The organism is Cohnella cholangitidis, from assembly GCF_014107495.1.
GTDB lineage: Bacteria > Bacillota > Bacilli > Paenibacillales > Paenibacillaceae > Cohnella > Cohnella cholangitidis.
The window spans coordinates 3,602,839-3,624,391 of the sequence record NZ_CP041969.1 but is presented as its reverse complement, the minus strand read 5'-3'; the positions used below and the strand labels follow the sequence as shown (position 1 = coordinate 3,624,391).

The following is a 21,553-nucleotide window of genomic DNA, read 5'->3' as shown; positions in this document are numbered from 1 at the left end:
CCCCTCCTAGAAAATACCGCGCCCGGCGACTTTTTTGCTGATGAGATGACCGCCCACGAGCAAGATCAACGCCACCGCCGATTTGAACAAGCCGACCGCCGTCGTGTACGAGTAGCGCATCTGCGTGATTCCGATCTTGTAGACGAAAGTGTCGATCACTTCGCTCCGTTCCAGGTTTAACGGCGTCTGGAACACCCATAGCTGATCGAAGGACGAGTTAAGCAGATTGCTGACGGACAATAGGAAAAAGACGATGATCGTGCCGGAGATCGAGGGCAGCGTAATGTGCCAGATTCGTCTGAACCGCCCCGCTCCGTCGATCGTTGCCGCTTCGTATAAGGTAGGGTCTATGGAGGTAATCGCCGCCAAATAGATGATAGACCCCCAGCCTAGACCCTTGATTATCGACGTAATGATGATAAGAGGCCAGAAGGCGTTCGGTTCGCCGAGCAGAGATACCGGTTCGCTAATGATGCCTAGCTTAAGCAGGGCGGACACGATGACTCCCGTCTCCACGGACAGCATGTTGATGATGATGCCGCCGAAGACGATCCACGAGATGAAATGCGGAAAATAAGTGATCGATTGCACGATTTTCTTGAACCGTTTGTGGGCGATCTCGCTAATGAGTATCGCGAATATAATCGGTGCCGGAAAGTTGATCAGCAGTTGTAGCAAGTTCAAGCCGATCGTGTTAAGCAGAATATCGCGGAATTGATAATCGTGGATGAATTCTTTGAAATAGTCCCACCCGACCCAAGGAGCTTCGGTTAAGCTTCTCATCAGGTTAACGGAGTAATCCGCCTTCTTGAAAGCAATGATGATCCCGAACATGGGAGCATAGTTGAACGCGAGAACGAAGAGAATCCCGAGTAAGGCCATGACCTGGATTTGCCATTGTTTAAGCCAACGCGAGATGACGCTTGGACGAGGCTTGGCCAGCGCTGTCGACGATTGCAAGTGAAGGGCCCCCTTTCCGTTTCATGACGGTCCGTGCCGGCGTCCGAGGACGTCGGCACGAACGAGCATTGAAGCTATTTGCGGAATAGCGGCCAAGACCGCTCGATATTGAGAGCTTCTTTCGCGCCTTGGAACAATTCGTTGTTGTATTCGTCGAGCTCTGCCCTTCCCATCTCGTCCATTTTGGCGAGCGTATCTTCATAGAGAGCGCGCGCTTTCTGTTCCGACTCCGCCATGATGATTCTCGGAAGCTCTTTGCCCCAGAACAAAGAGAGACGGTTGCCGGTTTCCAGCATTTGATCGCGGTTCGGGTGATCCGGGTTCGGCTTTCCTCCCCTGGCGCTCGTGTCATAGCTGTACTGTACAAGAGGTTTCTTCATGTTCTTCTCGGCGAGATAGATATCGACCGGCTTCTCCGGCTGCGGGAACAAGTCCTTCACGGAATACCAGTCCATCAGCAAATTGAAGCCCATGCCCCACTTCTTCTCGGAGCCGTCGCCTTTGGCGAGCGCGTCTTGATACTCCTGCGTCCATTTGATCGTGCCGTCGGCATTATACGTGTAAGTCTCGTTCTCCCAACCGAAGTGGACCATGTGCTGCCCTTCTTTGCTATTCAAGAAAGCAAGCAACTTGGCGATCCGTTCGTGCGCCTTGGAATCCTTGCCGACCATCGTGACCAGCCATCCGAAGCCGCGAATATCGGTAAGAACGGGATCTTCTCCTTCGTAGTTGCGCAGGGCGAACGACTCGAATTGCGCGTTATTGTCGGCCGTATACAACGTCCTCATCGGATCGGCGAAGTCCTGCGGCGCGGTTAAGCTCGCGAACACTCGCCCGCTGGCGATTTTCTCGACGATCTGATCCCGTTTGTCCGTAAAGTTGTCTTTGGAGACCAGGCCCCTGCGATACGCTTCGTTCAGGAATTTGATCACTTCCCAATATTTCGGATCGTAGGTGCGGTTGATCAGCTTGCCGTTGCTGTCCTCGTAAGGGACGGCGAAATATTCGTTCAGCCAGGTCTCGGAGTTGTTGCCGTTCGCCGTGAACTCGTACAGCTGCAACGGAATGAGCGGCTTGCCGTCGTAAGTTTTGATTTCGTTCTTCACGCGTTCGAGCACGTCCAGAAACTTGCTCGCGGTGGAGATATCCGGTCTTCCGAGCTGATCGTACAGATCTTTGCGGAGCGTGAACGCGCTGTTCGGCTCCAGCTGCTCGCCCGGCTTCAGCGCAAAGCTGGAATAGGCATAGTTAGGTAAAGCGTAGGTTTTGCCGTCCGATTCTTTGTACCAGTTGAAGATATCCTCGTATGGCTTAAAGTCCGGAACGTATTTCTCGATAAGCTCGTTGATCGAGACCAAATATCCGCCCTTGGCGAGCTTCGTTTTGTAGTCCAGCCAAGATTCGACCGTCACCAGATCGGGAACTTCCCCCGTCGCGATCATCGCCGACATCTGGTCGGAACCGTCTCCGGCCGGCGTGATGAAGTTAATGTTCAGACCGAATTGATCCCGAATGTATTGCGAGAACTTGTCTTTCCCGTAGTCGCCGGGATATTTCCACCAAGACAGGTTAACGTACCAATCGATATCGATCACGTCGTCGTAGCCTTCCTTGGCCGTCTCTCCCGTGCCCGTATTTGCAGCGGATGCGCTGGACGATGGGGATGGAGAAGGTTTGGCGTTAGGGGAACCGTCGTTATTGCCCGAGCAGCCGGCGAGTAGGATCGAGATGACCATTATGAGACCGAGAAGGACGATCGTAGTTTTTTTAGTATTCATTCGTGAGCCTCCCTTATGGAATCCGTGAAGAAGTGAAGTCGGCTAGGCCTATAACCGTAACCCAATTGTAAGCCGGCCGCTTGAAGGCGATCTACTTCGATCTTTTTACTTGCGCGGCTCTCTTCCGTTTACATTCAACCGTTCCCGATATTCTTGGGGAGTGAGCTTCGTCGCTTTTTTGAAAAAACGGTAGAAATAATGATCCGAGAGGAAACCGACCGCTTGGGAAATATCCTGAATCCGGTATTGCGGTTCCGCGAGCAACTGCTTCGCTTTCGCCAGCTTCAATTCCATGATCGTCTCGGACAAGCCTTTGCCCGCCTTCTGCTTATACAATCGCGACAAGTAGGACGGGTTATGCCCGATGGAGAACGCCATCGTCTTCAGGGACAGATCCCCTCCCAGATTAGCCGCCAAATAGGCGTGAATGCTCTGCACGATCCGGTTTTCTTCGCTTTCCTCTGCGTGCACGTGCTCCGTAAAAATGTATTCGGCGATCATCCGCAGCTGCTCCCGTTGCCGTTCCCATGCATCGAGCTGCCCCGAATCGTATCCTTCCTTGATCTCGGCGATCGGCACGGGAAGGCTGTCGATGCGTAGCTTCTCTAAGTACCCGAACAGAATGGAGAAAACCGAGCTCGCGATTTGTACGCAAACCATCGGCTGCTTGGCCCGCTTGGCCTTGTCCCCGGTGTGGATCAAGAAATCCAATTTGCGGACAAACTCTTCCTTGTTCTTATGGTCCAGACAATAGCCAAGATGCTCGTAATGCTTAAACACTTCGCTCTGGCTAGAGCGAGCCGGGCCCCCCTCGTCTTCGGGCAAGCGATCCGGTTCCATGTATAGCTGCTGCTTCTTCACCGTCGATTTGATTCGTCCGAGCAATTGCTCCAGCTCTCCGCCGAGCTCCTGCCATTCGACGGGATGATTGCCGATCGCGAAAGACAGCGGAAGGTGCAGCAGATCCAGGCATGACGATTGGATGCATTCGAATGTCCCATAGACGAAGTGGGCGGTCATCGTCGCCATGTTCTCGTTGCGCAATTGCTCGATCCATGGCTCCGCCTTCGACTGGATGAGCCAGACGATCCTGAAGCGATCGTGCACGAAGGAGAAATGCATCGTCGAGAGCGACAAGTATTCGTTGGAAATATTCTGAACCGCGTAGAGCAGCAGGGAACGGGAGTAATGGGAAAAATCCGCCGGCCATTCGTCTATTTTGCCGACCGCGACGAATACGGGCTTATCCGGGGATAGGGAAATATTGAGCTGATCGAGCTGGCTATCGAGCGATTGGAACGCTTGTTTGTCTCCGATCAGCAGGCTCTCCAAGAACTCCCGCTGAAGCGCGGGCAACGCTTGCTTTAATTGTTTTTTCGCTTCCTCTAGGACGTTCTGCGTCTCTTGCTCTTCGCGGATCCTCTCGATTGCTTGATAGACGGAGTCGATAATGACGTCATCCGTCTCCGTTTTGAGGATATAGTTCACGGAACCGCCCCGAATGGCCTCCTGCGCATAGTTGAAGTCGTCATAGCCGGACAGGAAGATGACCTTGCAGTAAGGCCATCTGGCGGCAATGATTTTCTGCAGCTCGAGTCCCGTCATGCCGGGCATCCGAATGTCGGTGATCACGATATCCATCTTGGTCGTCATCAGCACGTTCAGAGCTTCCGCCGCGGAATAGGCGCCCATCGCCTCAAGAGTCGGATGTTTGTCCGGACTGAACAATTCCACGAGTCCGTTAACGACGTATTCTTCGTTGTCTACGATTAGTAAGCGGTACATAGTCGTCCCCTCCACGCGTTCTATCGTTGGCCGAGCGGCAGCCGCATCGTGACATGCAGCCCTCCGAGCTCGCTTCTTCCGACGGATAAGCCGGACGAATCGCCGAACTTGAGCTGCAACCGGCGATGGATGTTGACCATCCCCGTCGTCTCGATGTCCCGCTTCCGTTCTTTCATCAGCGCATCGAGCTCCGCAAGCCTCTCGTCGGTTAACCCGCCGCCGTTATCCTGGATATGGATCAAGAGATGACCCTCGTCGATCTCCGAAGCGATTCTCAATATTCCCTTCTGCAGATGATCTTCCAACCCGTATTCGAACGCGTTCTCCACGATAGGCTGCAGAATCAGCCTCGGCACTTCCATGCTCTCGACTTCCGCGGGAATCGGTTGCAGCTCCACCGACAGCTTGCTGCCGAACCGCAATTGCTGAATGCCGATATAAGCCTCGATATGCTCTATTTCTTCGCTTAGACGAACTTCGTCCTCCTTGTTGCGCGTAATAAACCGGAAGAACTGGCCCAGATGCTGAGTCAGCTTCTTCGCGTTGTCCATGTCGTCCAATTGAATGATGCGGTTCAGCAGGAACAGGATGTTATAGAGGAAGTGCGGATTGATCTGCGCTTGCAATTGCTTCAGCTCCGCCCGGTTAAGCCGCAGCTCCTGCTCGAAGACGTCTTGGATCAGTTGCTGCAGCCTGCCCGACATCTTGTTGAACTGTTGATACAAGTAGTTGAACTCGTCCTTGCGATCGTAAGTCAGTTTCGCGTTGAAATCGCCTTTCTCCAGCCGCCGGAAAGCTCCGGTTAATCTGTACATCGGTTGATGTACGAGCTTGTAGACCCAGGCGGAGAAGATAACCATGACCACGAGCGAAGTGACCGCAAGCAGCACGTAAAGCTGTTTGTACCATTTGATCGGACCGAGGAAGCTGTTCTCCGGCACGTAGACGACCAGCGAAGCATCGAGCAGCTTGGAAGATTCGTAAGCGTAAATATAAGGCTTGTCCCCGATCGTGAATCTGCCGATTCCCCGTTGCGGTTCATCCGTCTCCTTACCCAATTGAAGCATGGAGAGCAGTTCATTTAAGGGCATATCGTTCTGCGGCAAGGAACCGAGCGACCAAGCTCCCGAATGGTCGACGATCAGCGATTCCCCGCCGTTGTACGTAGCCACTTCCCTCAACGACCGCTCCATATTCGCCTTGGAGAGCACGACCTCCAGCCATAACTTGGCCGACGTTTCGTTGGGTCCTTTCTTAGGATATCTTTCCCCGAGAATTAGCCTGTCCCCGAGCGGATAGATGCGCTTGCCCGATTCATACAGCCGTTCGAGCGCCTGCACTTCTTCCGCGGGCATCTCTTTGTTGACGATATGGTTGTGGATCGTCGTTCCGAGGTCGGGAATATACAGCTTCAATTCCTGCACGAATAGACTAGAGTCTTGAAACTGCTGCAATCTTCTCTCGATATCCTGAATCGCGTAGACGACGTCGGCATCCGAATAGATCATATGGAACATCATCAAATCCTGGAGCTCGTTGTCCAGAATATATTGCTGCTTCATTCGAATAACCCGCTCCATCTCCAGCTCGAACGAGCTTAAGTAGAAGCGGGCGTTGGATTTGAGCGAATTCGTGATCTCCTTGGTGACGGAAGATTCCCCCGACCGGTTGATCAGCATGCTCACGAGCAGGATCGGGATTATGGCTAGAAGGAAAGACGCAAGCAGCTTCTGAAAAATGTTGAAACCCGATGTCGGCACCCGCTTGAAAGGCAGCCATCTCATAGTTGTCCCTACTTTCCGTTTCGCTCTCTATCCCCAGTATCGCACGATTGCGGACGATTGCCTCTATCTTTTGTTTACATCTTAGCATGCGGCCACGTAAACAAAAGACAGTCAATATATCAAAGTAGACCGCGCCCGATCGCGACAACTAAGATGTAAGCAAGCGGAGTCCGGGTCCGTATTCGCTCCATTAGGAGGTTGTCCATAGTGAGTAAAAGCAAACTATCGTTAGCCCTGATTTTAACGGTGCTGCTTGCCGTCATTCCCTTGACCAGCGTTAGCGCGGCCGTCGTATGGAACCAAGATACGTTGAGTAAAGCATACGATCCGGAAGGCAACCGGTACGCGTACGCTCCGTCCGTCATTCGCGAGGGCGACGTAGAACATATGTGGACGTGCCATAACGACGCCGACGGCGTCATCAAGGACCATATCTACTATACGAGAATCGAAAACGGAACCGTCACCGAGACGAAATCCGTCCTGCAAGCCGGTGCCGAGGGCTCATGGGACAGCATGCACGTCTGCGATCCGAACGTCGTGGCGGGGAAATTCAATTACGGCGGAACGGAATACGATTACGCGCTGTTCTACTTGGGCAACGACGTGGACGGGAGCTCCCACAACCAGATCGGCGTCGCTTTCTCCGATGATCTGTCGGGGGATTGGGTGAAATATCCGAATCCGGTCGTCGCCTACCCGAACGATGGCTTCTGGGGAGTGGGTCAACCCTCGGCCACGAGCATCGACGGACAAGGAAGGATTATGCTCTTCTTCACCAAAGGCGATCCCTCCGCTACCGCAGGTTACCGAATCGATATGAACTTGAATCAAATGGCCAATCCGGTCATCGGTCCCGCCGTCCAATTAACGAACGCAGGCTTGGTCAACGCGAACGGACAACCCGACTTCCTCAATAACTTCGACATCGCTTACGATCCGAGCCGGGATCGTTTTATCGCCATCAGGGAATTGCACCCTTACCCTGCCGGCACCCCGAATTATATTACCGACAGCCAACAAATCGTCAGCATCGACGGAGGCTCCGTATGGGGCGGCGGCGGGCAATGGAAGATCGAAGGAACGCTTAGCCCCTCGACAACTGGTTTTGCGAGGAATCACAACGGAGGGTTGTTGCGCACTGCCCATGGCACGTTGCCTAACCCTAGCTTAGTCGAAGCGTATTTTACGGACAGCGACGCGGCTCCGAATTTGACCGGAAGAGCGGAGTATACTTACGACGTCTGGCGAATCACGGGGCAATTGACCGACGGGGATGTCGTTCTCCAGCAAGAGCTTCCCGGGTTTAAGGGCAAGCACTTCTCGGTGGCCATGATGACGGAGAACTTGAATACCGGCGAGTTTCTGCTGCATGGGGCGATTGATGAGAAAGGGTTGAAAAAAGGGAAGGATCAGCCGATCTGGATCGGGTATCGGATCTTCGATTCCAATGGGGACTTGGTCGAGGCCGGCACGGCTTATCGGGACCGTATCGCTCAGGACGGCTCCTTCTCGATTCCGATGATCAAACCGAGCGGCCAATCGGCGAAGCTTGAGGTATACCTCCTATCGAGCAAAGGGAAGACGATCGATTCGGCGGAGAAGAAGGTAGCGTTTAATCTGACGTAAAATTGGAATCCTAACCTCATATTGACCATGGAAAGGTATGGGAAATAATGAGGACAAGAACCGTATTCGCGTTAGGATTGTTATGCAGCCTTATGCTTGTATCGTCTTGCATGACGGGCGACGGCGGCAGGATCAGGCAAAAATCTATAAACGCACCGAAAAAGAACATCGACTCCGACTTGTATATCGGAGACATAGGCGTCGAGCGGATCATCTACGCCAACCGGGTACGAAGCTTCGCCGCCGGGAATCAGTTGTTGGATCCTAACGGATTCCCGCTGATTAAGCAGTCGCCTTCTCCCTCGATCAAACCGTTTCGCGGGAAGTATACGGAGAATGTCATTCAATCGGCGCGCTCTTTTCTTGGAACTCCGTACGTGTACGGCTCCGACCGTACCGAACCGTCCTCCTTCGACTGCTCCGATTTTACGCGGTGGGTGTTCTTGTCTGCGGTGGGCATAGACTTGCCATGGGATTCCAGGAGCCAAGCCGCATATGTCCAAGCCTTCGCCCGCAAAACCTATACCTCCCTAAAGGACACGCGGCGCGGAGACCTGTTGTTCTTCTCCAGCTATAGAGGCGACAAGGCGTCCGACTACCAAGGGTTAACACCCGACGAAAGGCCGGTTAGCCATCTAGGCATTTATCTCGGGAACGGGAAGATCATTCACTGCGCGTCTAAAAATAGCGGAGGCGTCACGATTCATCCTCTGACGTGGAGGCAGTTGACTAGCCGGTTCTTGTTCGGCGGCGGGATTTTACCTGGATAGGTACACACACAAAAGACACCTTGCAGGTGTCTTTTGCGCGTAGCTGAAAGAATTGTATAAAGTGCTGGTAGCGATGTCCGAATTGATGGCTAAAAACCAAGATTTAATGGAATCCCGATCCGATTATACGAGCAAACGGGATTATTCGGATATATTCAATATGTATATTAATAGTAGTTAGGCTGGATCGTGCAAAGGCTGCCCTGTTGTTTACGGGGCAGCCTTTCTACCTTTCTTCGGAATGAGTTTTCAGATTTAGAGAGATAGTCTCTAAGGAGTGCACACTTAGTGCAATATCGACTATGAACTCCACTGCATACATCCGTTCCATGCGCAGATGATATCCATTTAATAAAAGGAACGATTTGGTAACAAGATAGGCGGTCCGCTTATTTCCATTGTGAAAACAGTAATTTTTGACCAGAGATTCCAATAATGCTGCTGCCTTGTCAAATAAAGATGAATAAGCATCTTCTCCAAAAAGACTATGTTGAGGTCTATGTACCGCAGATTCCAGCAAACCGTGGTCTTTTACTCCAGCTTGCTCCGCGTCGTTCATTCTTTTCATCATGAAATAGTGTGCCGAGACAACTTCTTCTTTTGTCAGGAATTTCACCATGTCATCTATCCCTTAAGTCTTCAAGAATCCCCTCATCCTCTTCGAATACATCAAAGAAAGCTTCTAAAACTTCAGGACGGACATTCTCAGGCAGATAGCCTTTCCTTGCTTTATTCAAAACGATTTCCCCACGTTCATTCTCGATGAATTCGATTTCGTCTCCTTGCGAGACATTTAACTTTTTAGCAAGATTTTTAGGCAAACTTACACCCAAACTGTTTCCCATTCGCCCTATCTTACGTGAATAACGAGTCACTTTCTGATTATCGTTCGTCAACTTGACCACACCATTCATTTTACATTCTCCTCACTATAGTATGATCAGCGCTTAATAAGTTATACCTTATAATATAACAACTGTTATTACGTACTTACATTTTAACAAACCTTACTCAGGACATAAAGCAAAATCCACAACCTCCGACGGTTGTGGATTGAAGAGGGACGCAGTCGCCATTGGTGACTGCCGCCGTTTAACGGAGTCCCTACACCTGCTTAAATTCGATCCAGTCGATCTGCAAGCCCGGTTTGACGAAATCCAATTTCATCTCATATACGCCGGCTTCCAGCTCGACTTTCACGAGCTTCTGTCTGATCCATTTGCCTTCCGTCCCGTTCGTTTGAATGGTCGTCATCGGTTGATCATTCAGAGTCACGTTGCATGCGCTTTGCGCCAATTCGGATTCCGGGGACATGATGTTGACGATAATCCGGTATTGACCGGCATGTTCCGCTCTCATCAAGGTCGATCCGGTTGCCGCCGGCTTCACTTGCGCATTCTCGGAAAGGGCTTGCGCATGCTCCGGCGAAAGGGATGGATTAGCCTTGAACGAATCGACCTTTTCTTCTATCCCTTGTTTTCTGGAGAATACCGGCGCATGCATGATGAATTCGCAAATGTTCATGGCGGAACGCTGGAGCTCTCCTCGGGTTAACGTTCCATTCTCAAGCGACTCGAGGGTATTGTCGTCGAAACCGTTGATTTCCGCCCCATAGTTAGGGACAACCATGTACAGATCGTTTTGCGCGCGAACCATCCAGTTCGTATACTTCCGATCCGCCGCGCCTCCATGGACGACATCGTTCATGACCGCCCACCAGTCCGTCATCACGATGCCCTTAAAGCCCCATTCTCCGCGGAGAATCGTCGTATTCAGGTCATAATTAGAGGCAGCCCAATGCCCGTTAACCGGATTGTAGGAGGTCATGATCGAATTCGCGCCGCCCTGCTTAACCGCGATTTCGAAGCCTTTCAGATAAATTTCCCGAAGGGCCCGTTCGGAAACGACGGCGTCTACCTTGCTGCGATGCTTCTCCTGATTGTTGCAGGCGAAATGCTTCAACGTAGCGTTAGATCCGCCCTTCATTATGCCTCGGGTGCATGCCGCGGCAAATACTCCGGAGATCAGCGGATCTTCCGAAAAATACTCGAAGTTACGCCCATTGAGCGGACTGCGCCGAATATTCAAGCCGGGCCCGAGCAAAGTGTCCACGTTGTTGCGGACTAACTCCCGGCCCTCCAAGACGTACAGCTCTTCGACCAACTCCAAGTTCCAAGTGGCCGCCAGCAACGTTCCGATCGCAACCTGCGTCGCCTTCTGCCCGCTATCCATGCGAATCCCGGACGGTCCGTCCGCCGTACAAGCAACCGGAATTCCATAATTGAACAAGCTGTCGCTTACTCCGCCGAATGCGGAAGCCGTTCCCGGCGTAACCAACGGACTGCTCATGCCTTCTCCTCTGACGATCGCGGCCAGATCCTGATCGTCGAGCTGGGCGATGAAAGCCTCCATGCCGACTTTCCGGTCATACACATCCCTCAGCCGATAGCCTTGATTGCCGGTTTGCTCCAACGTTACGGGAAGATTGCTCTCGATTCGTTCCGCTAGGGAAACTTTCCGTTTCGGCGCTTCTACGAAGACCAGTTCATACGAACCGTCTTCCTTCCGAGCGCCCGGCTTCATTCTCGTGAAGCTTTCCGTCGGCGCCAGCGCCTCTTGCAGCTGCTCCACGACTCGAAGAGTTTCCACGACGTAACCGCTTTGTCCTTGGACGGCGATTTCCGCCAGCTTCTTGACGCTGCTTCCTACATAAATGCGGTACGTCCCCGCTTCCAGCACGTAAGCGGAAGGATGACCCGTCACGCCGGAGTCATCAAAGGACGCCATAGAATCCACGGGGAAGCTCACGGTTAGTCGCTGCGATTCGCCGGCTTGAAGGACTTTGGTCTTGCCGAATGCCGCCAAAGCTTTAGCCGGTTGCCCCAGTTTCCCTTGCGGAGCTTCGTAGTAGACCTGCACGACTTCTTTTCCCGCATAGAGGGTTCCCGTATTGGTTACGGTTAAGTCGATTTCAATGTAGGGTTGTCCTTCTTTGGTCGTCAGCTTGGCTTCCTCGGACTCGATATGAAACGAGGCGTAAGATAAGCCGTAGCCGAATTCATACTGAACTTTATCCGGGCAGAACGTCTCGAAATAACGGTAGCCCACATAGATATCTTCTTGATACAAGTTTTTGAATTCATTGCCGTAATTGCGGGTCGATGGATAATCGTCGATGGAATAAGCGATCGTATCGGTCAATTTGCCGCTCGGCGTCACTTCTCCGGCCAGAACGTCGGCAATCGCGTTGCCCCCTTCCATGCCGCCCTGCCAAGAGTAGATAGCGCAAGGGATCGGGTTGACGTGGCTTTCATCGTTCATCCAGCTCATATCGATAATGTTCGATACGTTCAGTACGACGATAGTTTGTTCAAAATATGTCGTTACCCGCTTCAGCATCGCTTTCTCGTCCGCCGTCAACTGGTAGCTTCCCGGCGCGTCGGCATTGTCTTGGTCTTCTCCCGCCGTACGTCCGATCACGACGATCGCCTTGTTCGATTTGCTTTTTGCCCCCGACACCAACTCATCGCTTAAAGGCATTTCCTTCTGATGCCACGGTTCCGCAGCCCAGCCGCCCCCGCCATTATCGAACGGATTTTGCTCGATCCATTTTTCGTAGACGGCGGCCAGCTCTTCGTTGACCTTAAAATTCTGCTTGCTCCGAAGGCCATCCAACAGATTGGTCGTATAAGCAACATGGACGCTTCCGCCCGAACCCGTGCCGCTGCGATAGTAATTGACTTGGATTCTGCCAAAAATCGAAACGGTATCGCCGTCTCGAAGCGGAAGAACTTGTTTGTCATTCTTTAATAGCACCGCGCCTTCCGCGGCTGCCGTTCGGCTAAATTCAGCGAAACCTTCTAATGGGACTCCTATTGTACTCAAGTTGTTTCCTCCATCCATCGAAAGCACTGGTTTTTCGCGAGCCTTGCCCGTTCCTTTAAATATACATGAATATAGCTTTCCGATGTTGGGAAATCATAATTCCCTGTTGAGTTAATCGTCCATTAACAAAAAGAATATATACTTTGCGTAAAGCAGCAGCACTCTCACTACCGCACCTAAGAAAGGAGCTCGACCGATTGGGAATTCATACGTACTTTCAATCGCTTAACGATCTAGAGCGCATTATTCGCTGCCCGGGCAAATTCAAGTTCGAGGAACATAGCGTATCGGCTCATTCTTGGAAGGTCGTGCAATATGCCAAAACGTTGGCGGACATCGAGGAAAGCAACGGAGTCGCGGTGGATTGGAAAAAGCTATACGAAATCACAAGCAGCCATGATTACGGAGAAATTTTCATCGGAGATATTAAAACGCCGGTGAAGCACTATTCGCTAGAGCTTCGGGCCATGCTGCAGAAAGTGGAAGAAGGCATGGTCGCCCATTTCATCGACGAACACATTCCGGAGGAATTTCAGCCGATCTTCCGCAGGCAATTACGCGAAGGCAAAGACGATTCGGTGGAAGGCCTAATCTTGGAAGTCGCCGATAAAATGGATCAAATTTACGAGGCCTTTACGGAGCTGCAGCGAGGAAACACGGAAAAAGAATTTATCGTCATGTATCGAAGCGCTTTGATCAAAATTAAAGGCATTAAGCTTCATTGCGTTAATTACTTTCTGCAAGACATTTTGCCGGATTTGGTTAGGGAAGGCTCCAAATCTCCTATCGATATTGCCAAGATTACGAATGAGGCTTTGGCATCATAGGCCTCCTATAACCTCTAGTAGCCCCCGTATGAACGCCAACTCTCCTTGCTCCTCAAGGTTCGTTATTCGCCGTGCCCGCGAACGCCAGCGTTTCACCTCCCCCTTCCTGCATCGTCAAAAAAGACGAATCGAAGGCTCTTTTCCTCGTTCGTCATTCTATCCCTCGCTGCTCTCTCGAATTCCATAAAATTACACAGTAAATAGTTTAATTTCTGTAGTTTTCCAAAATCTTGATCTTGCTATAATCATTTGAAGAAAGGAGGGAAACTCGATCCAGTCGTTAATGAAAGCGCTTAACAAACAAGGGTATATTATCAATGGAGAGGAATGAGGTTATGACCAGCAAGCTGACAAGAGCGTTCACGCTCTTACTCGCGGCGACTTTGCTTCTTCCTTCAAGCTGGCTTGTCCCGAATGCCGCGGCTTCGGAAACAACAACCGTATACCACGAAACGTTTGCAGCCGGCAAAGGCGCTGCCTCGCAATCCGGCGGCGCCAGCCTAACACCGGTCTCGGGCAAGGTATTCGACGGCAATGCCGACGGCGCGGCCCTTTACGTCGGCAACAGAACGAACAACTGGGACGCGGCGGATTTCAAATTCGGCGACATCGGCTTGGAGAACGGGAAGACTTACACGGTCACCGTAAAAGGGTACGTCGATGCCGACGTCGTCGTCCCGAGCGGCGCGCAGGCTTTTCTTCAAACCGTGGACAGCTACGGCTTTTTGGCCGGAGCGAACTTCGCCGCCGGCGAAGCGTTCACGCTGACGGCGCAATTTACCGTAGATACGAGCAAGGATACGAGTCTTCGCGTGCAATCCAGCGACTCCGGCAAGACGGTCCCCTTCTACATAGGGGACGTGCTGATCACCGGGGAGGCTCCCGGCGGCGGAGAGAATCCGAGACCGCCGGCTCTGGATTTCGATCCGATCGACTTCGAGGACTTAACGACGGGCGGATTCGGAGGCCGGTCGGGGTCCGAGACGCTGACCGTGACCGATGAAGCCAACCATACCGAAGGCGGCTCTTACGCTTTGAAGGTGGAAGGCAGGACGTCGACGTGGCACGGGCCGTCGTTGCGCGTGGAGAAATACGTGGACAAAGGGTTCGAGTATAAAATATCGGCATGGGTCAAGCTGATCTCCCCCTCCAGCTCGCAGCTTCAGCTGTCAACGCAAATCGGCGACGGAAGCGGCGCCAACTATGTCGCCCTCGCGCCGAAAACGATAGGCTCGGACGACGGCTGGGTGCTGTTCGAAGGAACGTACCGTTACAACAGCGTTGGCGACGAATATTTAACCCTCTACGTGGAGAGCTCGAATAATGCCACGGCCTCCTTCTACATCGACGACATCGGCTTCGAGAGCACGGGCTCCGGTCCGTTCCCCATACAGAAAGATCTTCTTCCGATCAAAGACGCGTACGCTGACGATTTCCTGGTCGGCAACGCGATCTCCGCGGAGGATCTGGAAGGCGTTCGTCTCGAGCTGCTGAAGATGCACCACAACGTTGCCACGGCCGGCAACGCGATGAAGCCCGACGCGCTGCAGCCGACGAAGGGCAACTTCTCCTTCTCCTCGGCCGATACGATGGTCAACAAGATTTTGGCGGAGGGCATGCGGATGCACGGGCATGTGCTCGTATGGCATCAGCAATCTCCCGCTTGGATGAACACGTCGAACGGCTCCCCCTTGGGGCGTCAAGAGGCGCTCGACAATCTGCGAACGCACATTCAGACGGTCATGGAACATTTCGGCGACAGGTCATTTCGTGGGACGTCGTGAACGAAGCGATGAGCGACAACCCGCCCACCCCGGCGAATTGGGAAACGTCGCTCCGCCAGTCCCCTTGGGTTCAAGCGATCGGGCCGGACTACGTCGAGCAGGCGTTCCTCGCGGCGAGAGAAGTGCTGGACGCGCATCCGGAGTGGGACATCAAGCTTTATTACAACGATTACAACGAAGACAACCAAAACAAAGCGCAAGCTATCTACAATATGGTCAAAGAAATCAACGACCGCTATGCGTTGGAGCACCCCGGCAAGCTTCTGATCGACGGCGTCGGCATGCAGGGGCATTATAACGTCAACACGAACCCGGACAACGTAGAGCTGAGCTTGGAGAGATTCATCTCCCTAGGCGTGGAGGTCAGCATCACCGAGTTGGACATCCAGGCGGGAAGCAACTACCAGCTATCCGAACAGTTAGCCGAAGCGCAGGGATATCTCTACGCGCAGCTGTTCCAAATTTTCAAGGCTCACGCCGATAGTATCCCTCGCGTCACCTTCTGGGGATTGGATGACGGCACGAGCTGGAGAGCGTCTTCCAACCCGCTGCCGTTCGACAAGAACCTGCAAGCCAAGCCGGCGTATTACGGCGTCATCGATCCGGATACGTATATTGAAGAGCATCCCCGCGAAGTTCAGGAGGCGAATCAGGGAATCGCCAAGTTCGGCACGCCCGCGATCGACGGGACGGTCGACGCGATCTGGAGCGGAGCGCCCGAAATGCAGATCAACCGCTATCAAATGGCTTGGCAAGGGGCTACCGGGAAGGCTAAAGCGTTGTGGGACGATCACCATCTGTACGTGCTCATCCAAATCAGCGACGCGCAATTGGACAAAACGAGCCCGAACGCGTGGGAGCAGGATTCCGTCGAAATTTTCATAGACGAGAACAACGCCAAGACCTCCTTCTATGAGGCCGACGACGGGCAGTACAGAATCAACTTCGATAACGAGACGTCGTTCAGTCCGCCGAGCATCGCCGACGGCTTCGAATCCGCGACTCTCGTCGCCGGAACGAACTACACGGTCGAAGCGAAAATCCCGCTCAGGTCGATCGCGCCCGCGAACGGCTCGAAAGTCGGTTTCGACGCGCAGATCAACGACGCCAAGGACGGCGCTCGCCAAAGCGCCGCCGCATGGAACGACGCGACCGGCAACGGATATATCGACACGTCCGTATTCGGCGTGTTGACCCTCGAAGGCGAGGATACGGATCCGCCGACGGCCACGGTAAGCTACAGCCATGAAGGCCCGACGAACGAAGACGTCGTCGCGACGATCACGGCGAGCGAGCCGGTGACGATCACGAACAACGGCGGCTCCGCGAGCCATACGTTCACGGAGAACGGAAGCTTTATTTTCGAGTTCATCGACGCGGCCGGCAATGCCGGCACGGCGACGGCGACCGTCGCGAACATCGATAAGAAGGCGCCCGTACTGAAGCTGTTCGCGAACAAATCGGTGCTTTCTCCGCCGAATCACAAGCTGGTTCCGATCACCTTGTCCTGGAACGCGACCGACGACGCATCCGGCATCGCATCCGTTAAGCTGGTCTCCGTCACGAGCAACGAGCCGGACAACGGACCCGGAGACGGGAATACCGCGGGCGATATTCAAGGCGCCGACATCGGAACGGCCGACAAGGAAATCCTGCTCCGCGCGGAGCGTTCCGGCAGCGGCAAAGGAAGAATCTATACGATCGTGTACGAGGCCGCGGATCTCGCCGGCAACATCGCGACGGCGACGACTACGGTTAAAGTGCCGCATTAACGGCAAGGGCTAATTAAAGAGAGCATGCAAGACAAACAAGCCTCGAATCAGACCTGCGGATGCAGGCTGGATCGAGGCTTGCTTTCGAATATAAGGAGCCTATGGGGATAACGATATTTGTGCGGTTAGTAGCCTTATAAGCTCCTTTGCAGACTCCTTGGCTTGCTCTAATGAATAGGTTAAACGATCTGTCACCGAAATAATGTCTTCATGATCTTCAGGTGTTTCGAGTACTTTCTTAATATTAATATCGGTCCCCCTTGTTTCCTCCGTTTTATTCATTAACCGAAGGATCGCACTCATTGAATAATGTGCCGTCCTTAAAGTACGAATAATCTTCAATCTTATTATTTCATTCTCTGTATAGGCACGAGATCCATTTGAAAGTCTGGGGACCGTTATTAAGCCATTACGTTCCCAATTTCGTAAAACTTCAGGCGAGAGGTTCAGAACCTCGGCCGCCTCTTTCCGTGTATACGTTTGAGCAGAAGCAAATCTTATTCCACTCATCCACTGCTCCGAAAGTTCAATGGCTTCTAACGCTCGGTTATATTCTTTTTCAAGATGGGACAAATAGGATCGCGCATGCTCTAGTGCTTGAGCAAAGTCCTCTTTACCGCTAGCTTCTACAATGGCCCTTGCCTTTGCCCGGATTAGTCCTTGAACGATTTCGCAACGAAAAGCGATTCTGGTTATTTTTAGTTGAAATAAATGCAAGTCTGAATAAATGCGGTAGCCATTCTCGCCTCGCGGAACATGTGAGATATAATTCCATTCTTCATAAATCCTTATAGTATTGGGATGTACCCCAACTAGTGCTGCAATTTCTTTCGTTCGGTACATCCCGCAATCCTACTTCCACTTAAAAAATTTGAACGCCCCAACCAAGCTGATAACCGTACAAATGCCTAATATCAAAATGGGTACTGCCATATCTGCCATGGTTTCGCCTGTAGTTGACATTTTCAATAAATGAATACCGTGCGACAAAGGTAGTATATCCATTACCCATTGAAAAAAGCGAGGCATCACTTCGTATGGAATCGTCGCGCCTGAGAACAATAGCATCGTAAAGTAGGCGACGGAACTCCACATATTCGCCGCTTTTTGATCAGGTACAACACTGCCAATGAACATCCCGATACTGTACATGGCAACAATAACAAAAGCGTATACACTCAAAAACACAAACCAGGAACCTGCTAATCGATAATCAAAAATCAGATAATACACAAGGGTAACGCCAATGAAAGAAACAAGGGCAGAGGAAAGCTGAATTAGGACCTGCGCAAATAAAATCTGTAATGGCGATACCGGCGTCACTTGGAATCGTTTCAGAATGCCTCGGTGTCGATAATCAGCAATCGTTAGCGGCAGCCCCATTACACCCGTTGCAAGCACGCCAATCGTGATAACGGCCGCATAAGATAATTCAAAGTCAGAAGAACCTGCCGATGCATCTTTACTAAGCAAGTAGCCAAACAAGGCCGCTAATAGGATCGGAAAACAAATGCCGAAAATTAAAATATCAATCCCTTTCCACACTAGCTTGCCTTCTATTTTTAAAAGCGTAAACAATGTACTCATTCCCAGTGTTCCTCCTCGCCGGCAAAATGTAAATATGCGTCTTCAAGCTTTATTTTCCCGCTTAATTTTAACGCTTCCTGGATTGTCCCATGAAAGACCGTTTGACCTTCACGCAGGATTAGGATCTCATCGCATAACGCTTCAACCTCATCCATGTAATGCGATGTTAGAACAATCGCTAAACCATCCTCTTTCATTGTTATGAGCTGTTTCCACAGCATACGGCGAGCCTTGGTATCAAGCCCTGAAGTCAATTCATCTAGGAACACGAGCTTCGGTTCATGAATTAGAGCAAGAAGTACGGCCAGGCGCTGACGCTCTCCGCCGGAAAGTAATTTAACCAGTTGCTTTTCCTTATTTGCGAGTCCGAAAGTTTGTAGTAAGGCAGGTACGTCGGCCGTTTTTTTGTAAAGGGCTTGCCACTGTTTACATGCATCGGAAACCGTTAATTTATCTTGGAAACGGGTTTCTTGAAACTGCACCCCAACTTGTTCAAATATCTCCTTGCGATTGCGAATCGGCGATTTACCAACGATGACAAGCTCGTCATAGGTGCTTGTTTCGATACCTAGCACCGCAGCAATTGTCGAGGACTTCCCTGCCCCGTTTGCACCTAGCAATCCTATTACTTGCCCAGTCTTTACTTGAAAACTAATTCGATCGACTGCCGTTTTATGAGCGTAGGTTACCGACAAATTTTCAACCTTTAATACCATGTTCTAACCCCCTAAATAAACTTTAGGAAGTAACTATAACAAAAGAGCTATAGGGTGGTGTCTTATTGGAGGGTTTGAATCGCTGCAATCTTAATTGTCTATTAGGAACATATAGAACTGACATTGACAGTTAAAATCGAGGAAAAGCAAAGATCCACAACCTCTTGCGGTTGTGGATCTACTTGGTGGAGTTTCTTCGTTCTCTTTAAGAAATCACTTAAACTTAATATCCACAAGACCTGAGCCGAGTAAATCGCCGGAAGGCTTGGAGAACGAAACACCATATTGACCGGATTCACTGAAATCGTATCTGAAGCTGAATATCCCCCATTTAGGGTCAACGGCTTCATCATAATGATTTACGATTTGCTCCGATCCCCCAACCTTTTTCGTAATCGTTATTTTAATGTTGTTTACCGCTAAATCATCATAGGAACGAAGAATTACCCATACACTGCCTTGCGGGAAAGTCGTTCCTGGATGAATGGCATTTAATTGATCATCTACGTCTTCAGCAAAAATAACTTCCGGACTTTTAGAATAAAACACAGATCTCGTGTCGGGGTTTACGGTTTCATCAACGAATACCATGAGAACCGAGAGGACAAGAACTAACATAATCCCGCCAAGTATTCCCCAACCGGATGTCCCCCCCTTCTTACCTATTAAAAATAGCCGCCTTTCTTTATCTTCGTGGAGAGCCATAATCTCTTCAATCGTTTTCTTCGCTTTGCGATAATAAATCTTGTTGCCGTAAACACCTGCAAATATCGAGATCAGCAAATAAGTCGAGCTGGACATATAGCCAACAAACGACTCGATGATGGAGAGCAAAAATATGATTCCAAAATATATAGCAGATTCAACGTATAATTTTCGATAGGCCATCCAAATTGGAGGGAAAAGGAACGCTGGCCAGTTCCACCCCGAATTTTTTCCCCATTTTGCTAGATACACGTCTTTTTTTGTAAATGCTTTTAATAATTCAACGGGAATCCCTGTCTCTCCAAAAATCTGTTCTTCCGCTTTATCTTCAATTTGGACTCCGTTTCCCTTGCCGCAATTGAGACAAGCCTGGCCGGGATTATCTAATCGTTGCCCGCAAGACGAACAAAATTTCGACTCCAAACCTCCACATCCTTCCTTAATTATACATTTCTCGACAACCGTTTTATAATCATACTATATAGGCACATTTTCTCATATTTAATCATCAGATTATTTCATTCGAGGTGAAGGAGTACCCTTCGCAGGATCAATAAGGAGCGAAAAAAACACTGGCCTCATTCGGTCAGTGTTTTATTGCTTTATTTCAGGTTAGCTTCGAAATCCGGAAGCCCGTTGGCGCTCCAACCGAAGGACCTAATAAAAGTATGTCGGTTGGGATCATTTAACGGATCTCCATCAATCTCTTTATACGTGCGAGCGTGATAGACCAAAATGTCCTGCTTGCCGTCCTCCGACTTCGTGAAGCTGTTGTGCCCCGGGCCGAACCGTCCTTCGGCTTCGTTCGTCGCGAAGACCGGCGCTTTATTTTTCGTCCATGAGGCGGGATTCAGCAAGTCATCCGTTTCATTGGCGACTAACAGCCCCATGCAATAATGATGATCGGTTGCGCTAGCCGAGTAAGCGAGATAGATGCGTCCGTTTCGTACCAGCACCGCGGGGCCTTCATTCACCATGAAGCCGATCGTCTCCCACTCCAACTCCGGAACGGTAATGAGGACCTGGTCGCCGCTAATACTCCAAGGAGTATCCATTCTGGCAATGTACAAATTCGAATTTCCGTGAATGGCAGGGTCCTTCTGGGCCCAGACCAGATAACGGGTTCCGTCATGCTCGAAGGTCGTTGCATCGAGGGAGAAGGACTCCCAATTCGTGCGCAGTTGTCCTTTTTCAGCCCACGTTCCTTCCAACGGATTCTCCGACTCGTTCTCCAGAACATACATCCGATGATCGAACATGCCGTTTGTCGTATCGGGAGTTGCCGCTGCCGCAAAGTAAATGTACCACTTACCCTCGATATAGTGAATTTCCGGAGCCCAGATATGGGAGCTTAGCGGACCTGTTTCATGCTTGCGCCACGCCACGACGGGGGAGGCTTGCGCAACCCCCGCCAGAGTCCGAGATCTTCGCAACTCGATATATTGATAGCCGGGTTCCGTTGCGGTGAAATAGTAGTACCCGTCCGAATGCCTATATAGCCAGGGATCCGCCCTATTAGAAATAAAGGGAGAGTTGTTCGTTGTCTGTTTATCCATGATTGGGTTACCCTC

At 51.2% G+C, this 21,553-nt stretch carries 15 protein-coding genes and 1 pseudogene; 4 read left to right on the top strand and 12 right to left on the bottom strand.

Features of this window, described 5'->3' with window-relative positions; genetic code table 11:
• Window positions 1-6: 6 nt before the first annotated feature.
• From FPL14_RS16855 to FPL14_RS16840, 4 genes are all read right to left on the bottom strand, one after another.
• A complete protein-coding gene (locus FPL14_RS16855) occupies window positions 7-960 on the bottom strand; it encodes an ABC transporter permease (protein ID WP_229263546.1) in 954 nt (317 codons plus the stop codon).
• A gap of 74 nt (window positions 961-1,034) precedes the next feature.
• The gene (locus FPL14_RS16850) at window positions 1,035-2,738 is read right to left on the bottom strand and encodes an extracellular solute-binding protein (protein ID WP_182298881.1); all 1,704 of its coding nucleotides are present in this window, start codon (window positions 2,736-2,738) and stop codon (window positions 1,035-1,037) included.
• Window positions 2,739-2,843: 105 nt separating this feature from the next.
• On the bottom strand, window positions 2,844-4,523 hold the full coding sequence (locus tag FPL14_RS16845) for a response regulator (RefSeq protein WP_182298879.1): 1,680 nt from the start codon (window positions 4,521-4,523) through the stop codon (window positions 2,844-2,846).
• A gap of 20 nt (window positions 4,524-4,543) precedes the next feature.
• Window positions 4,544-6,307: a sensor histidine kinase gene (locus FPL14_RS16840; RefSeq protein WP_182298877.1), complete on the bottom strand. Its 1,764-nt coding sequence runs from the start codon at window positions 6,305-6,307 to the stop codon at window positions 4,544-4,546.
• A 207-nt stretch (window positions 6,308-6,514) separates the two neighbouring features.
• Between FPL14_RS16840 and FPL14_RS16835 the strand changes: the two genes are divergently transcribed.
• Window positions 6,515-7,936, top strand: coding sequence for a glycoside hydrolase family protein (locus FPL14_RS16835; RefSeq protein ID WP_182298875.1), 1,422 nt, complete (start codon window positions 6,515-6,517; stop codon window positions 7,934-7,936).
• A gap of 47 nt (window positions 7,937-7,983) precedes the next feature.
• On the top strand, window positions 7,984-8,706 hold the full coding sequence (locus tag FPL14_RS16830) for a C40 family peptidase (RefSeq protein ID WP_182298873.1): 723 nt from the start codon (window positions 7,984-7,986) through the stop codon (window positions 8,704-8,706).
• Window positions 8,707-8,932: 226 nt separating this feature from the next.
• Here the strand turns inward: FPL14_RS16830 and FPL14_RS16825 are convergent, their stop codons facing one another.
• From FPL14_RS16825 to FPL14_RS16815, 3 genes are all read right to left on the bottom strand, one after another.
• Window positions 8,933-9,325 carry a type II toxin-antitoxin system death-on-curing family toxin gene (locus tag FPL14_RS16825; RefSeq protein ID WP_182298871.1) on the bottom strand — a complete coding sequence of 131 codons (393 nt, stop codon included), beginning with the start codon at window positions 9,323-9,325 and terminating at the stop codon, window positions 8,933-8,935.
• A 1-nt stretch (window position 9,326) separates the two neighbouring features.
• Window positions 9,327-9,620, bottom strand: coding sequence for an AbrB/MazE/SpoVT family DNA-binding domain-containing protein (locus tag FPL14_RS16820; RefSeq protein ID WP_182298869.1), 294 nt, complete (start codon window positions 9,618-9,620; stop codon window positions 9,327-9,329).
• A 190-nt stretch (window positions 9,621-9,810) separates the two neighbouring features.
• Window positions 9,811-12,609: a glycoside hydrolase family 3 C-terminal domain-containing protein gene (locus FPL14_RS16815; RefSeq protein WP_182304023.1), complete on the bottom strand. Its 2,799-nt coding sequence runs from the start codon at window positions 12,607-12,609 to the stop codon at window positions 9,811-9,813.
• 179 nt (window positions 12,610-12,788) lie between these two features.
• Here FPL14_RS16815 and FPL14_RS16810 point away from each other — a divergent pair, with 179 nt between their 5' ends.
• Window positions 12,789-13,418, top strand: coding sequence for a YfbR-like 5'-deoxynucleotidase (locus FPL14_RS16810; protein WP_182298867.1), 630 nt, complete (start codon window positions 12,789-12,791; stop codon window positions 13,416-13,418).
• 335 nt (window positions 13,419-13,753) lie between these two features.
• A pseudogene (locus FPL14_RS16805) lies at window positions 13,754-16,974 on the top strand (endo-1,4-beta-xylanase).
• 99 nt (window positions 16,975-17,073) lie between these two features.
• Here FPL14_RS16805 and FPL14_RS16800 read toward each other — a convergent pair.
• The 5 genes from FPL14_RS16800 to FPL14_RS16780 form a co-directional block, all read right to left on the bottom strand.
• Window positions 17,074-17,817, bottom strand: coding sequence for a MerR family transcriptional regulator (locus FPL14_RS16800; protein WP_182298865.1), 744 nt, complete (start codon window positions 17,815-17,817; stop codon window positions 17,074-17,076).
• A 9-nt stretch (window positions 17,818-17,826) separates the two neighbouring features.
• Window positions 17,827-18,561, bottom strand: a complete 735-nt coding sequence (locus FPL14_RS16795) for an ABC transporter permease (protein ID WP_182298863.1) — start codon at window positions 18,559-18,561, stop codon at window positions 17,827-17,829.
• Window positions 18,558-19,277: an ABC transporter ATP-binding protein gene (locus tag FPL14_RS16790; protein ID WP_182298861.1), complete on the bottom strand. Its 720-nt coding sequence runs from the start codon at window positions 19,275-19,277 to the stop codon at window positions 18,558-18,560. The genes FPL14_RS16795 and FPL14_RS16790 overlap by 4 nt, the downstream gene beginning before the upstream one ends.
• A gap of 213 nt (window positions 19,278-19,490) precedes the next feature.
• A complete protein-coding gene (locus FPL14_RS16785) occupies window positions 19,491-20,405 on the bottom strand; it encodes a DUF2628 domain-containing protein (protein WP_182298859.1) in 915 nt (304 codons plus the stop codon).
• A 179-nt stretch (window positions 20,406-20,584) separates the two neighbouring features.
• Window positions 20,585-21,538 (bottom strand): glycoside hydrolase family 43 protein, encoded by a 954-nt coding sequence (locus tag FPL14_RS16780; RefSeq protein WP_182298856.1) that lies wholly within the window; start codon window positions 21,536-21,538, stop codon window positions 20,585-20,587.
• Window positions 21,539-21,553: the final 15 nt, after the last annotated feature.